Source organism: Streptomyces sp. TSRI0107 (genome assembly GCF_001905845.1).
Lineage (GTDB): Bacteria > Actinomycetota > Actinomycetes > Streptomycetales > Streptomycetaceae > Streptomyces.
This window is the reverse complement of record NZ_LIVZ01000012.1, coordinates 232805-247682: the sequence shown is the minus strand read 5'-3', so window position 1 is coordinate 247682 and position 14878 is coordinate 232805. Positions and strand designations below refer to the sequence as shown.

Below are 14878 nucleotides of genomic sequence, written 5' to 3'. Positions count from 1 at the left end.
AAGGCTTCGGGTGAGGGGTGGGGCGGCGGGGCGTCAGCCCTTCAGGCCACCCGCGGTGAGGCCGCTCATGATGTTGCGCTGGAAGAGCAGGAAGATCAGCAGCGTGGGCAGCGAGGCGATCGTCAGCGCCGCGATCAGCACGTTGACGGGGACGCCGTTGGAGAGCGAGTAGATACCGACGTTGAGGGTCTGCTTGCCCGGGTCGGGCAGGGTGAGCATCGGCCAGAGGAAGTCCTTCCAGACGCCCACGACCGCGAAGATGGACACGACGCCGAGGATCGGCCGGGAGACCGGCAGCACGATCGACCACAGGGTGCGCATCGGGCTCGCGCCGTCCATCGACGCGGCGTCCAGGAGTTCCTTGGGGATCGAGTCGAAGAAGCGCTTCAGCAGGAAGATGTTGAAGGCGTTGGTCACCGAGGGCAGCCAGATCGCCCAGGGCGTGTTCAGCAGGTTGCGTTCGAAGATCGGCACGTCGAGCACGGTCAGGTACTGCGGTACGACGAGCACCGTCGCCGGGATCATCAGGGTCGCCAGCATCAGGCCGAGGATCGCCTTGCCGAGGACCGGGCGGAGCTTGGAGAGCGAGTAGGCGGCGGCCACGTCCAGGACGAGCTGGAAGGCCAGGGCGCCGAACGCGTAGTAGAGGGTGTTGCCCAGCAGCTTGGCCAGGTCCATGACCTCCCAGGCCCGGCTGTAGTTGTCGGGCTCGAAGGAGCCGGGGACCAAGGTCGGCGGAGTTTGGATGACCTCCTGGGAGTCCTTGAATCCGCTGGAGATCATCCAGTACAGGGGGCCGAGGAACACCAGGGTGAAGAGCGCGACGACGACGGTGAACGTCACCCAGTACAGGACCTTGCCGCGGGGCCGGGCGAGCTGCGCCGGTGAGATGAGGGTGCGTGTGGACATGCTGGTCTCCCGGTCCTACTCGTCCTCGGCGCGGCTGAGCTTGACGTACGCCGCCGAGAACCCGGCGAGGAGTACGAGCAGGAGCAGGCCGAGGGCCGCCGCGGCACCGTAGTTGTTGAAGTTGAAGGCGTACTGGTAGATGAGGTACACGACCGTCGTCGTGGAGCCCTCGGGGCCGGCGCCGCCGGTGAGCAGGAAGGGTTCGACGAAGACCTGCATGGTGGCGATGATCTGCATCAGCAGCATCAGGGACAGCACGAGCCGGGTCTGCGGGATCGTCACGTGCCAGAGCTTGCGGAACAGTCCGGCTCCGTCCAGTTCGGCGGCCTCGTACAGCTCGCCGGGGATGCCCTGGAGGGCGGCGAGGTAGATGAGGGCGGCGCCTCCCATGTTCATCCAGGTCGCGGCGATGACGACGGAGAGCATCGAGGTGTCGGGGTCCTGGAGCCACTGCTGCTCGGGCAGTCCGAAGAAGCCGAACAGCTCGTTGAGGAGCCCGTAGCCGGGGTCGTAGAGGTACTTGAACAGCAGCACCGAGGCGACCGGGGGCAGCATCACCGGGAGGTAGACGAGCAGCCGCAGATAGCCCTTGCCGTGCCGGAACTCGTTGATCACCACGGCGACGACGAACGGTACGACGAAGCCGAGGAGCAGGGCGAGGACCGTGTACAGCAGGGTGTTGCGCCAGGCCTGCCAGAACGCCGGGTCGTTGTAGACGGTGGTGAGGTTGTCCAGGCCGACCCAGGTGGTCCGCCCGCCCTCGGTCTGCTGGAAGGCGAGGAGGAACTCCCGGACCATCGGGTACCAGGAGAAGAACCCGAAGCACAGGACCGCGCCGATGAGGAAGGCGTGGGCGGTGAGGTTGCGTCGCACGCTCCGGGCGAGGCGGCTGCCACCGCCGGGCGGCACGTCGCCTGCCGTGCGAGGCGGGGTGCGGCGGCTCCGGTCCGCCTTGCTCTGGGTCAGGCTGGGGGCCGACATGGTTGCTCCTCGGTACTGGTCTGCCGGTGTGGGTCCTGGCGGTGCCGTCCGCGGCGGGGACGGACGGGTGCGCCCGTCCCCGTCCGTGCACCGGTCACTGGTTGGCGAGGACCTGGTCGACCTGCGTCTTCGCGGTGGAGAGCAGCTTGTCGACGTCGGCGTCCTCGTTGGTGAGGATCGCGGACATCACGTTGTCCAGGACCTTGTAGACCTCCTGCGCCTTGGGCGGCTCGGCCTTGCCGGGGACGGGGTCGTCCATGAACGTCTTGAAGTTCTCGACCGGCATGGTGGCGTGCTCGGCGCGGGCGGCGTCGTCCTTCTTCTTGGACTCGTTCAGCCAGAAGTTGGGCTGCGGGACGCCGACCGGCAGTCCGTCGGCCTTGGCGCGCGCCCAGTCGAACTGGCCCTTGCCGACGGTGAGGTTCTTGAAGTTGAGCCAGGCGATCGCGGCCTTGATCTTGTCCGGGGAGATGCCCTTCTTGATCATGTAGCTGTTGCCGCCGGCCAGGGTGTTCCGCCGGCCCGGGATCGGTCCCATGCCGAAGTTCTCGTACTCGGCGCCGAGTTGCTGGACCATGTAGGCGATGTCGTCGGGTGCGGCGAGGAACATGCCCAGCTTGTCGGTGGCGATCTGCTTCTGCAGGTCGCCCCACTTCAGCAGCTGGGTCTTGCCCATGCTGTCGTCCTCCCAGCGCATGGCGTGGAGGTTCTCGGCGACCTGCCGGCCCAGCTCGTTGTCGAAGGCCGCCTTCTTGCCGCTCGCGTCGACGATCTCGCCGCCGACGCTGTACATCTGGGCGGTGAAGTGCCAGCCGCCCTGGTTGCCCGCGCTGTACTCGCCGAAGCCGGCGATGCCGTCGCCCAGGCCGGCGATCTTCTTCGCCGCGGCGCGGACCTCCTCCCAGGTGCGCGGGGGGCTGTCCGGGTCGAGACCGGCCCGCTCGAAGAGCTTGCGGTTGATCAGCAGGCCCATCGTGTAGTTGCTGGTGGGCAGGCCGTAGAGCTTGCCCTCGTGCTTGAGCGAGCCGAGGACGTCGGGGTCTATGTCCTTGAGCAGCGGCACGGTCTTGTCGTTGACGTACGCGGTGATGTCCTCGGCGCCGTCGTTGTCGAGCACCTGGGGCAGGTCGGTGAAGTACGTGTAGAAGACGTCGGGCTGGGACTTGGCCTTCAGCATGGCCGTGAAGCGCGGGGGTTCCAGACACTGGCCCGGTGTGGAGCGGCCCTCGATGGTGACGTTGGGGTAGGTCTTGTTGAACTCGGCGACGTCCTGCTTCCACTCCTTCAGCTCGGCCGCCTTGGCCGCGGGGGGCATGCAGTCGATGGTGAGGGTGACCTTCGTCTTCGGGTCCAGCGGGGCGGCGGGGTCGGAGGACCCGCCGCTGGAGGACTGTTCGCCGTCGTCGCTGCTGCTGGTGCCGCAGGCGGCCAGTGCGGTGAGCGCGAGGGCGGAGACGAGGGTCAGGGCGCCGGCCCTGCGGACACGGCTCAACCGGGCACTTCTCATGGGTGCACCCCTTCGGGCGTGAACGTGGAAGGCGCCCCACCGCCGATGCGTTGTGGGGCGCCGCACACTCAACCACCGCGAACAAGTGGACGCAATATCTCGCGCTGATTTCGTAAATATTTGACAGGCTGATGACTCGGGTCGGTCACGCCCCCTGCACCTGCGCGGTGGATCCGCGGACGACCAGCTCCGGCTCGAAGAGCAGCTCGTTGTGGGGCACGTCGCTGCCCTGGATCTGCGCGTTCAGCAGCTCGACCGCGGCCCGCCCCATCGCCTCGATCGGCTGGCGGACCGTGGTCAGCGGGGGCTCGGTGCAGGTCATGAAGGCGGAGTCGTCGTACCCCACGACGGACACGTCCTCGGGCACGCGCAGACCGCGCCGGCGGGCCGCGCGCACGGCGCCCAGGGCCAGCGGGTCGCTGGCGCAGACGATGCCCGTCACACCGCGGTCCAGCAGCCGGGAGGCGGCCGCCTGGCCGCCCTCCAGGGAGAACATCGAGCGCTCCACGAACTCGTCGGCCGGCGAGCCGCCGGCGGCCGCCCGGGCGGCCCGCAGCCGCCGCCCGGAGGGGATGTGGTCGGCGGGGCCCAGAACGAGACCGATGCGCTCGTGCCCGAGGGAGACCAGGTGCCGCCACGACTGCTCGACGGCGACCGCGTCGTCGCACGCCACGCACGGGAAGTCGAGCCCCTCCACGGCGGCGTTGATGAGCACCACCGGGATGCGGCGCTGGGCGAGCAGCTCGTAGTGGTCGTGCGGGGCGTCCGCCTGGGCGTACAGGCCGCCGGCGAACACCACGCCGGAGACCTGCTGCTGGAGCAGCAGCTCGACGTAGTCGGCCTCCGACACCCCGCCCTTGGTCTGGGTGCACAGCACCGGCGTCAGCCCCTGCTGGGCCAGCGCGCCGCCGATCACCTCGGCGAACGCGGGGAAGATCGGGTTCTGCAGCTCGGGCAGGACCAGGCCCACCAGCCGGGCCCGCTCGCCGCGCAGCTGGGTGGGCCGCTCGTAGCCCAGGACGTCCAGCGCGGTCAGCACCGACTGCCGGGTCGCCTCCGACACTCCGGGCTTGCCGTTGAGCACCCGGCTGACCGTGGCCTCGCTGACCCCCACCTTTTTCGCCACTTGAGCAAGTCGTCGCGTCATGAACGCAAGCGTAGCGCAAACGCTGCAAGGCGCTTGCGCTACGCTTGCCGATCCGATCGGCCCGGCCCGCTCCTACGGGTTCTGGACGATCTTGAAGGTGGATGTCGTGTTGCGGATGTCCACGGCGTTGTCGCCGAGCTTCAGCCCGTTGAAGACGACCTCGCCGACGGCCGGGCCCTGCCCCGGTTCCGGCATCTCGTTGGCCCACACACCGAAGCCCGACTTGGCGTCGAAGGCGTCACCGCTCTTGCGCGCCCCCGAGATGCTCACGTCCGTGAAGACGGTGTCCTTGATCGGATACTGCGGCTGACCTCCCACGTAGTTGGTCTGGAACATGATTCCGCTGTACGTCGGGTCGACGATGTCCACGTTGTTGACGCGGATGCCCTGGAACACCTTCGACGCGGAGAAGACCCAGATGCCGGGGAAGGTCTGGTTGCCCCAGAAGTGGCCGCCCGCGCGGACGATGGAGACGTTCTCGAAGGTCGTCGGGTCGGATCCGAAGCCGTTCATCGGATAGCCGAAGTCGAGCGACGAGATGGTGATCCCGGAGTACACCAGGGTGTCGGCGATGTGGATGTTGCGGAAGGTGTTGTTGTACCCGCCGTACACCGCGACGCCCGCGGCGCGCCAGGTCAGCGTCGAGGTCAGGTTCTCGTAGACGTTGTTCTTCATGTCGGCGCCGCCGGCGTCGATCGCCGAGAACAGCGCGAAGCTGTCGTCGCCGGTGGCGCGGGCGTCGTTGTTGGACACCAGGTTGTCCGTCGACCCGTTGGTCATGTTGATGCCGTCGGCGAACATGTCACGGATCCGGGAGTTCTTGATCGTCATCCGGTCGGTGTTGGCCCCCCAGTACAGGCAGACCATGTGCTCGTTCCAGATGTTGTCGATCACGATGTCCGACACGTTGGAGAAGTCGAACACCTTGCCGGGGCCGTCGATGCGCGAGGTGTAGTTGCCGAAGTAAGCGAAGTTCGCGAACGAGGAGCCCTTCGCGGACGCCTCGGCCCGGAAGCCGATGTCCGTGTTCTCCTGACCGGCCGGCGCGTGGAACTTCGTGTACCAGGGCCCGGCGCCCACGACCTTCACGGCCTTGCCGTACACCTGGAACTTGCCCGACGTCTGGTAGTCGCCGGGCGGCAGGTACACGCCGACCAGATTGCCGGTGCCGTCCATGCGGACCCGGTCCAGGGCGTTCTGCACGTCCTGGTGGGTGAACCCGGCGGGCACGGCGTACGCGGCGGGGTCCGGGTTGCCTACCGGCGCGACCTGCTCCAGGTTGACGAAGTCGATGGCGTACGTGGAGGTGTTCGCCGCGTCCTTCTGCAACCTGATCTTCGAGCCGGCGGGGACGGTCTCGCCCAGCATGATGTGCGCCTCGTCGTAGATGTGGCGCGGCGCGCCCGAGCCGGGCGAGTTGCCGGGCGATGCCTCCGCCCCGTACAGCCAGGCGTAGCGGGAGGTCAGCGGCAGGGCCTTCTTGAAGACGCCGTCGACGTAGACGTTGATGGTGGAGTCGATTCCTCCGCCGCCCGGCGCGTCCGGGATGGAGAACCGGGTGACCAGGGTGTTCGTGCCGGCTCTGGTCGTGAACTCGACGTACTCGCCGGTGGCGTCCAGCTGGACGGCCTTGCGGCCGGACGCCTCGCCCGCGAGGTCGCCGACGGTCCGGTTGGGTCCGAGGACCTTGGCGCCGCCGCCGGTCGCGGCGTCCTCGGCCTCGTACATGTCGTACGGCATGTCGGCGCCGCGTCCGACGAACAGCCGCTGGGTGGAGGTGTTGTTCTCCCGCTTGGCCGGCGGCTCGTCGGCGTCGGGCGCGACCGTGACCTTGGCGGTGTAGGAGCCGTTGGCCGCCGTCCAGGTGCCGAGGGTGACGGCCGGTGTGGTGGCACCGGCGGCGATGCTGCCGGTGTGCGTGCCCTTGAGCGTCTTGACGGTGCCGCCCTTGGCGTCGGTCAGGGTGAGGGTGACCTCGTGGCCGCCCGCCGACGACGCGGTGGTGCCCTGGTTCCTGAGGGCGGCCTTGAAGGTGACGTCGTCGCCGGCGGCCGGGGAGGACGGGGAGGTGGTCACGGCGCCGGCGACCAGGTCCGGGCCCGGCACCGGCTTCACCACCAGGGGGTCCGGGCTGGTGAGGGTGTTGTTGGTCTCGTTCTGCTCGATGACCGCGTTCGCCTCGTCGGCCACCGCGCTCAGCTGGTACGAACCGGCCTCGCGGGTCCCGAGGGAGGCGCTTACGGTGGTCCGCTCGCCCGCGCCGAGGGCCGGGACGGAGGCGGTCGCGACGGTGCTGCCGCCGAGCCGCACCGCCACCTTGCTCGCCGGGGCGCCGGCCGCACCGCTGTTGCGGACCGTGGCGGCGACGGTGATGTCGTCGGACTCGACGGGCGCGGCGGGTGACGTGGTCAGCTTCGTCACCTCCAGGTCGGGGTTGGGCGCGGGCACGCCCATCACCTGGAACTCCGCGACCTGGCCCGCGCCCGCGCCACTGTTGGCGGTGAAGCGCAGCTGCACGTCGGCGACCCGCTCGCCGACCGGGATCGACACGCTGTTCGATCCGTTCGCCGGGTCGAAGACGTACTCCTCGGCCTGGACCAGCGAGGTGAACCCGGACGCGCCCTGTTCCCGGCCGAGGACCTGGACGGTCTGCGTACGGCGGCCCCAGTCGGGGTTCAGGCGCAGCACCACCCGGTCGACGTCGGCGTTGGCGCCCAGTCTGACGGTGAGCGTGTTCGGATAGGTCCCGGCGCCGCCCTCCCAGTAGGTCGACGTGCTGTTGTCGTTGGCGTTCTCGGCGACGTAGGTGTGGACGACCGAGGACGCGGAGATCGGCTTGCCGACGGCGAGGTTGGAGTCGGCGCCGGTGCCGTTGCGGGTGACGGTGTTGCTGTCCGGGGACTGGTTGCCGGCCGCGTCCCTCGCCCGTACGTGGTAGCTGACGGTCGCGGACGCGGGCTGACTGTCGGTCCAGGTGGTCACGTCGCCCGCGACGGACGCCCGCTTGGTGTTGTTGGCGTAGATGTCGTAGCCGGTGACGCCCTTGTTGTCGACGGACGCCGTCCAGGTCAGCTTGATCCGCCCGCCCTCGGGCTCGGTGAGGGCCAGGTTCGCGGGGGCGGTGGGCGCCTGGGTGTCCCCGGTGTCGCCCTCGCGGGTCACCGTGTTGCTGTTCGGGGACTGGTTGCCCGCGGCGTCGCGGGCCCGCACGTGGTAGCTGACGCGGGTGCCGGCCGGGCGGGTGTCGGTGTAGGCGGTGACGTCGCCGCCGACGCTGGTCAGCAGGTCGCCGTCGGCGTAGATGTCGTAGCCGGTGACGCCGGTGTCGTCCGTGGCCGCGTCCCAGGTCAGCCGGATCTGTCCGGTGGCGGGTTCGGTGAGGGCGAGGTTCGCCGGGGCGGTGGGGGCCTGGGTGTCGCCGCTCGTGGGGCCGTAGACCTCCAGCTCGGATATCTGGGCGGCGGGCTGAACGGTGTTGGCGGAGACCCGGACCCGCAGGTGGCGGGTGGTGGCCGCGTCGAAGGTGATCGTCGCGGAGTGCTCGCCGGCCGCGTCGAAGCTGTACGCCTTCTCGGCGGTGAGGTCGGTGAAGTCCGTGCCGTTGGTGCTGCCCTGCAGCTTGAGGGTCTGGCTGCGCGCGGGCCAGCCGTCGGGCAGCCTGAGGACGACCCGGTTGACGCGGACGGCGGAGCCGAGGTCGGTCTGGAGCCACTGCGGGAGGTCGTTGTTACGGCTCTCCCAGTAGCTGGCCCTGTTGCCGTCGCCCGCGTTGCCCGCGGTGTAGACCTCGGTGTGGCTGCCGGCGGTGAAGGCGCGTCCCCGGGCGAGGTTGACGGACGACTCCCCCGCGGCGTGCACCTCCAGCTCGGACAGCTGGGCGGCCTGCCAGCCGGTGTTGGCGGTGATCGCGATCCGCACGAACCTGGTCTGGGTCGCGGGGAAGCCGACGGTGACGGTGTTGCCGCTGCCCGGGTCGAAGGAGTAGGCGGCGGAGGCCTTGAGGGTGGTGAAGCCGGTGCCGTCGGCGCTGCCCTGCACGGACAGGGTCTGGCTGCGGCGCTCCCAGGAGGCGGGCAGTCTGAGGACCACCTCGTCCACGCGGTGGGTGCCGCCGAGGTCGGCCTGGACCCACTGGGGCAGGTCGCCGCCGGCGCTCTGCCAGTAGGTCGCCTGCTGTCCGTCGGTGATGTTCGCGGCGCGGTACTCGCTGTGCGAACTGCTCGCCGCGGCCGGGTCGCCCGCGGCGATGTCGGGCCCGCCGGCCGCCGACGCGATGGTCGGCCACGGCCCGGACAGGGCCAGGAGGCCGGCGGCCAGCGCGGCGCCGAGGCCTCGTGAGAGGCGTCTTGGGGTGCTCATACGTCCCCGATCTCGTGCCCCGCCGACGGGGCGGCGGGGCACGGCTGATGTCGGATGAAGGGGGTGGGTGCGAAGGAGGTCAGTCCCGCTGCGCGGCCGAGCCGGAGTTCGCTGAGCCGTTGAAGACGAACTGGGAGCCGGGCTCCTTCACGACGTCGCCCTCGGCGGAGCCGGTGATGGTGACGTCCGTCAGGGTCGCGCTGCCGCGGGCACCGCCCATCGCGAGGATGCCGGAGCCGTTGTTCGACTTGTCGATGGTGACGTTCCTGATCTGGACGCCCGGCATGGCGCCGCCGCCCGTCTTGAACTGGATGCCGTCGTAGGTCGAGTCGTGGATGTCGGTGTCGCGGATGGTGACACCGGGGATGTCGGGCCCCTGGGCGAACAGGGTGATCGCGCCGAACTCCTGGGCCTCGCCCCAGAAGGCGCCGCCCGTGCGGTACAGGCCGTTGCCCGCGATGAGGGTCTGTCCGGAGAAGGGCAGCGGGTCGTGGTCGGTGGCGAGCATGATCCCCGGGTAGTTCATCGTGTCGGAGATCAGGTTGTTCTCGACGGTGTTGCCGTAACCGCCGTAGACCGCGACGCCGTTGGCGCGCCAGGGCAGCTGGATGGTGTTGTTGCGGAAGTGGTTGTCGTGGCCGATGTCGACCGAGGTGTCCTTCACGTACTTGCTGGCCCACACCGCGAGGGCGTCGTCGCCGGTGTTGCGGAAGGAGGAGTTGAACACGGTCGAGTTGCGGGTGCCGTTGGCGAAGTTGACGCCGTCGGCGTAGGTGTTGCGGATGCGTACGCCGTCGAACTCGACGCGGTCGCCGGGGCCCCACAGTTCGGGGATGTTGGAGTAGTCGCGGCCGACCCAGGCGCCGACGTTGGCGTGCTCGATCCACACGTCGGTGATCTTGGTGTCCTTGCCGAAGCGGCCGTTGAGCGCGACTCCGCCCTCGGCGCCTCCGTCGCCGCCCCGGATGGTGCCGGAGCCGAAGATGGCGATGCCGGAGATCCTGGTGTTGTCGTCGATGTCGAAGCCGAAGTTGCCCTCGTGCGGGTGGTTGATACCGCCGGCCTGGTGGGGCGGGGTCAGCGAGTAGAGCTGTGAGTGCCACATGCCGGCGCCGCGGATGGTGACGTCGCGGATGCCGACCTGGTTGTATTGCCCGCGGTTCTGCGGGTCGTCGGTCAGGATCTTCTTCTCCTGCCGCCACTGGCCCGCGGGGATCCAGACGCAGGGGATCTCGCCCTTCTGGTCGGCGGTGACGGCGCGCTGGATGGCGTCCGCGTCGTCGATGCCGTCGTTGGGGACGGCACCGTAGGCGGTGATGGAGGCGCACTCGGCGGGCTTGGCGGCCGGTGCGGCGACCTGCTCGAGGTCGATCAGGTCGATGACGTAGAACTCGGCGTCGTCACCGGCGTCGCGCTGCAGCCGGAACTCGGTGCCCGCCGGGTAGGTCTCGGTGAGGAGGGCGTGGGACTCGTCGAACAGGCGCCGGGCGTCGCCGCCGGGCCGGTTCGTCAGACCCTCCGGGTCGTCGGTCGTGCCGTACAGCCAGCTGTGCTTCGAGGACAGGGTCAGCTTGCGGACGAACTCGCCGTCCGCGTAGAGGCTGATGGTCGCCTCCCGGCCGCCGCCGCCCGGCGCGTCGGGGATGGAGTTGCGGACGACGATCGAGTTGGCCGGGCTGGTGGAGGTGAACTCCACGTACTGGCCGGTCGAGTTCAGCCGCACGGACTCGCGGCCGGAGGACTCGGTCGCGAAGTTGGTGTGGCCGAAGGTGCGCTTGGCGTCCGTCTTCAGCAGGGTGCCGTCGTACCGGCCGTCCTCCGCCTCGTACTCGGCGTACGGCACGGCGGCGCCGCGGCCGACGACGAGCGAGCGGGCGAAGACGTTGTTGTCCTCGTTGGTCTCCCGGACGATCCCGGTGGCGTCGGCCGTCGCCGTGAGGGTGGCCCCGCCGCTGGTGGCGGTCCAGCTGCCGGCGACGGCCACGGTGCCGGAGCCGCCGGCCGGGATGCCGCCCGTGGTGCCGTTCAGGGTGGTGTCGCCGACCGTGAGCCGGGTGACGGAGCCGGCGGGCACCGCGCTCGTGCCGCGGTTGCGCACGGCGACGGTGAAGGTGACCTTGGCGCCGACGGCCGGGCTCGCCGGGCTGGTGGTGATGCCCGTGACCTCGAGGTCCGGTCCCGGTGCCTGCCCGACGACCAGCTTGGTCGCGGCGTTGCGGCCGTTGTTGCTGTTGTCGAGCTCGGCGACCGTGTCGGTCGGGTCGACGACCGCGGACACGGTGTAGCTGCCCATGGGCCGCTTGCCGACGGCGACGGGCACCTTCACGGACTCGCCCGCGTCGAGCGCGCGGACTTCGGCACTGCCCGCGACGGTGCCTTCCAGGCTGACGTCGACCGTGGTCGCGGGTGAGGCCGCGTTCCCGGTGTTGCGGACGGTGGCGCCGACGGTGACCGGGTCCGTCTCGGACGGTGCGGCGGGCGACCAGTCCAGTTCGGTGACGGTCAGGTCGGGGGCGGGTGCCGCCGCGCCGACGACCTGGAACTCGGCGACCTGTCCCCCGCCGGCGCCCGTGTTGCCGAAGAACTGCAGACGTACGTCCGCGTAGCGGCCGGAGACCGGGATGGTCACCGTGTTCTTGTTGCCGGACGGGCTGAAGGCGTAGTCGGCCCGGTCCTTCAGGGAGGTGAAGGCGGACTCCCCCGCCTTGCGGCCCAGCACCTGGATGCTCTGGGTGCGGGCGCTCCACACCGGGTCGGGGTTCAGCTTGAGGACGACGCCGGACAGGTCGGCGTCGGCGCCGAGCTTGACGGTGAGGGTGGCGGACTGGCCGCTCGCCTCCCAGTAGGTGCCGGTGCTGTCGTCGTTGGCGTTGGCCGCGACGTAGTTCTGGGTGGTCGAGGACGCCTCGATCGGTTTGCGCAGGGCGAGGTTGGTGCCGGCCGGCGGCGGGTCGCCGGGGTTGCCGCCGCCGGCCTCGCCGTAGATCTCCACCTCGGACAACTGGGCCGCGTTCCAGCCGGTGTTGGCGCTCACCTGCACTCGCACGTACCGCGTCTCGGCGGTGACGCCGAGGGACACGGTGTTGCCGGACGACGGGTCGAAGGTCCTGCTCGCGGACGCCGACAGGCTGCTGAAGTCCTTGCCGTCGGCGCTGCCCTGGAGGCTGACGGTCTCCTCGCGGGTCTCCCACGAGGCGGGCAGCTTGAGCACGACCTCGTCGACGTCGACCGTGCCGCCGAGGTCGATCTGCACCCATTGCGGTAAGGAGCCGGCCGGTCCCTCCCAGTACGACGCCTGGCTGCCGTCGGTCACGTTGCTCGCCGGGTAACCGCCGTGCGCCCCGCTGGTGGTGACGGGTCTGCCGAGCGCCAGGTTCGGCCCCTCGGCCGCGGCGTCGGCGGCGTGGGCGGTGGCGGGCAGTGGCCCGACCACGATCAGACCGGCTGTCACCAGTCCGGCGAACGCTCGCCGGCCGTGATGTCTCCGTCTCATGGTCCCTCTCGTTCCGTTGACGGGTGTGGGGGGCTCACCAGGCAGGGCTGGGCAAGGGTGGTGCCGGGTGGTGAGGAGTCGTCTCCTGGTGAGGCCGAAACGCTGGCAATCCAAATCTTGAGTGATTTCGTCAATCTTTTGCAGCGCCGAGGTGACAGGTTTCTACCAGGTATGGACTTTGTCAACGGCTGAGGCACGGGCGCATGAGAACGGCCCGGCGGCGTCGAGGTGTTCTCGACGCCGCCGGGCCGTGGCGGGGCGGGGTGTGCGGTCAGTCGTCGGAGCGGGCCGCGCGGACCGAGGGCGAGCGGCGCATCAGGGCGGCGTACGTCAGTGCGGAGACCACGACACCCGCGGGGAGGGCGATGTCGACGCCGTGCAGGGCGGTGGCGATCGGGCCGGTGTAGAGGGTGTTGACGGAGAGCGCGGAGACGGTGACGCCGGCCGCGAGGGCGAGGGCGCCCGGCCAGTTGACGCCGGCGGTGTACCAGAAGGGGCCGGCCGGGGTCTCGTCGGTGAGCGCGTGGCCGTCGTAGCGGTTGCGGCGAAGCAGGATGTCGGCGGCGTAGACCGCCATGGCGGGGCCGAGCAGGACGACGGTCAGCTGGAGGACGTCGGAGACGGTGTCCAGGAAGTCGGAGACGAGCAGCGCGTAGAGCGTGAGGGCGACGGCGACGGCTCCGTCGGCGAGCACGCTGACCGTGCGGCGGACGCGGAGGCCGACGGCCTGGAGGGCGAGTCCGGCGCTGTACGCGGTCAGCGCGTTGATGGCGACGGTGCCCAGCACCAGGGCGAGCAGGAAGACCGGTTCGAACCAGCCCGGCAGGATCCCGGCCAGCGCGGACTGCGGGTCGGTCATGTCCACCGCCGTCGCGGCGAGCGCGCCGAGCGAGCAGACGACGACGCTCGGCAGGAACGCGCCGCACGCGGTCCAGCCGGCGATCGCCTTCGCGGAGGCGGTGCGCGGCAGATAGCGGGAGAAGTCGGCGCTGGTGGTGTACGACAGCGGGCCGGACGCGGTGAGCGTGACGCCGGCGAGGACGGTGGCCCACAGGTCGGTGCCGGTGAGGGGCGCGGCGGGGGCGTACCCGAAGTCGGCGTGGTCGACGACCGCAACGCCGACGACCGCGAAGACGGCCGTGAGCGCCAGGGTGATCGGCAGGTACAGCCGGACGATCAGGGCGTGGCCGTAGACACTGATGGTCAGGGTGAGGGCGGCGACGACCACGACGACGGCCGCCTTGACGCCGGTGTTCGCGGTGATGCCGGCCTTCTCGACGAGCGCGAAGGCGGCGGTCGCGGCGGCGGCCAGGTTGAGCGCGAAGTAGCACACCGAGATCAGCCAGCCGGTGACCGCGTTGTTGACCCGGTTGCCGCGGATGCCGTAGACGGCCCGCGTGATCACTTCGCTGGGCGCGCCGGCGGCCGGTCCGGAGATCGCGAGGAGGCCGGTGAGCAGCCAGAACAGGTTGCCGACGACGATGACGGCGACGGCCTGCCACAGGCTCAGGCCCATGAGGACGAGCGCCCCGCCGATCACCAGGCTGAGGTAGTTGACGTTGGCCGCGGCCCATACGGAGAACAGTTCCCGCGGCCGTCCGCGGCGCTCGGTGTCGGGGACCAGGTCGATGCCGTGGGCCTCGATGCGGACCGGCCCGTCAGGGCGTGCGGCCGGACGGCCGTCGACAGCCTGGTGCGGGTCGGGGGTCGTGGACACCATGCGTCCTCCGGGGCTGGTTCGTGCCGACCTACTGCTATTGGCCGTACACCCAATAGTTGCTTATTGGCCGCACACTCAATAGCATCCGGGGTATGTCGTCAAGCGTTCCGCGCAAACGAATCCGCAAAGACCCGGCCGCCCGGCGTGCCGAGATCGTCGACGCGGCGGCCGCCGTGGCCCTGAGCGAGGGACTGGAGTGCGTCACCCTGCGGCGGATCGCCGAGGAACTCGACGTGCGTCCGGGCCTGATCAGCCACTACTTCCCGTCCGTCGAGGACCTGGTAGCCGAGGCGTTCGGCAGCGCCGCGAGCACCGAGATCGACGCCCTTCTCCCCGAGGAGCGGCCGGAGGGCACTCCCACCGAGCACCTGGCCCGGTTCCTCGCCCACACCACCGGCGAGGCGTACGACGCCATCAGCCGCCTGTGGATCAACGCGCGGCACCTCAGCCGCTACCGGGAGGTGCTGCGCGACCGCGTCTCCCGGCAGGAGGCCGCCTGGCGCGCACGGCTGGAAGGGCTGATCCGGCAGGGCGTCGAGAGCGGTGAGTTCCGCACGCCGGACCCCCTGGTGACCACCCTTCAGATCCTCGTCGTCCTCGACGGCCTCGGCGTCGACGCGAACATCGGCGACGAGGACCTGCCGGAGGCCGTGACCCGCATGGCCTTCGTCACGGCCGAGCGTGAACTCGGCCTGGAGGCAGGCACGTTGAGCCGTCCCGCTGACGCCTAGTCGTCGGCGCCTCCGGCGTCCTGTCGCCCCT

8 protein-coding genes are annotated in these 14878 nt (G+C 70.1%); 1 reads left to right on the top strand and 7 read right to left on the bottom strand.

The genetic code is table 11. The features are described from left to right. Positions 1 to 33 precede the first annotated feature (33 nt). The 7 genes from AMK31_RS30310 to AMK31_RS30280 form a co-directional block, all read right to left on the bottom strand. Complete coding sequence (locus AMK31_RS30310) at positions 34 to 909, bottom strand: carbohydrate ABC transporter permease (protein ID WP_073943882.1); 876 nt, start codon at positions 907 to 909, stop codon at positions 34 to 36. Between the two features lie 15 nt (positions 910 to 924). Further along, positions 925 to 1890 (bottom strand): carbohydrate ABC transporter permease, encoded by a 966-nt coding sequence (locus tag AMK31_RS30305; protein WP_073943881.1) that lies wholly within the window; start codon positions 1888 to 1890, stop codon positions 925 to 927. A gap of 94 nt (positions 1891 to 1984) precedes the next feature. After that, positions 1985 to 3397 (bottom strand): extracellular solute-binding protein, encoded by a 1413-nt coding sequence (locus tag AMK31_RS30300; RefSeq protein ID WP_073943880.1) that lies wholly within the window; start codon positions 3395 to 3397, stop codon positions 1985 to 1987. 145 nt (positions 3398 to 3542) lie between these two features. Beyond that, positions 3543 to 4544, bottom strand: a complete 1002-nt coding sequence (locus AMK31_RS30295) for a LacI family DNA-binding transcriptional regulator (protein ID WP_073943879.1) — start codon at positions 4542 to 4544, stop codon at positions 3543 to 3545. 72 nt (positions 4545 to 4616) lie between these two features. Beyond that, the gene (locus AMK31_RS30290; RefSeq protein ID WP_073943878.1) at positions 4617 to 8903 is read right to left on the bottom strand and encodes a discoidin domain-containing protein; all 4287 of its coding nucleotides are present in this window, start codon (positions 8901 to 8903) and stop codon (positions 4617 to 4619) included. A 79-nt stretch (positions 8904 to 8982) separates the two neighbouring features. After that, entirely contained in the window at positions 8983 to 12396 is a 3414-nt protein-coding gene (locus AMK31_RS30285) for a CARDB domain-containing protein (protein WP_073943877.1), read from the bottom strand. Between the two features lie 271 nt (positions 12397 to 12667). After that, a complete protein-coding gene (locus AMK31_RS30280; RefSeq protein WP_073943876.1) occupies positions 12668 to 14116 on the bottom strand; it encodes a purine-cytosine permease family protein in 1449 nt (482 codons plus the stop codon). Between the two features lie 92 nt (positions 14117 to 14208). On the opposite strand from AMK31_RS30280, the gene AMK31_RS30275 reads away from it, so the two are divergent. Continuing rightward, complete coding sequence (locus tag AMK31_RS30275; RefSeq protein ID WP_073943875.1) at positions 14209 to 14847, top strand: TetR/AcrR family transcriptional regulator; 639 nt, start codon at positions 14209 to 14211, stop codon at positions 14845 to 14847. Positions 14848 to 14878 lie beyond the last annotated feature (31 nt).

What these genes read in the sequence shown, in the direction of transcription:
- AMK31_RS30310 (WP_073943882.1), bottom strand. Translation starts at nt 909, where the DNA reads ATGTCCACACGCACCCTCATCTCACCGGCGCAGCTCGCCCGGCCCCGC.
- AMK31_RS30305 (WP_073943881.1), bottom strand. Translation starts at nt 1,890, where the DNA reads ATGTCGGCCCCCAGCCTGACCCAGAGCAAGGCGGACCGGAGCCGCCGC.
- AMK31_RS30300 (WP_073943880.1), bottom strand. Translation starts at nt 3,397, where the DNA reads ATGAGAAGTGCCCGGTTGAGCCGTGTCCGCAGGGCCGGCGCCCTGACC.
- AMK31_RS30295 (WP_073943879.1), bottom strand. Translation starts at nt 4,544, where the DNA reads ATGACGCGACGACTTGCTCAAGTGGCGAAAAAGGTGGGGGTCAGCGAG.
- AMK31_RS30290 (WP_073943878.1), bottom strand. Translation starts at nt 8,903, where the DNA reads ATGAGCACCCCAAGACGCCTCTCACGAGGCCTCGGCGCCGCGCTGGCC.
- AMK31_RS30285 (WP_073943877.1), bottom strand. Translation starts at nt 12,396, where the DNA reads ATGAGACGGAGACATCACGGCCGGCGAGCGTTCGCCGGACTGGTGACA.
- AMK31_RS30280 (WP_073943876.1), bottom strand. Translation starts at nt 14,116, where the DNA reads ATGGTGTCCACGACCCCCGACCCGCACCAGGCTGTCGACGGCCGTCCG.
- AMK31_RS30275 (WP_073943875.1), top strand. Translation starts at nt 14,209, where the DNA reads ATGTCGTCAAGCGTTCCGCGCAAACGAATCCGCAAAGACCCGGCCGCC.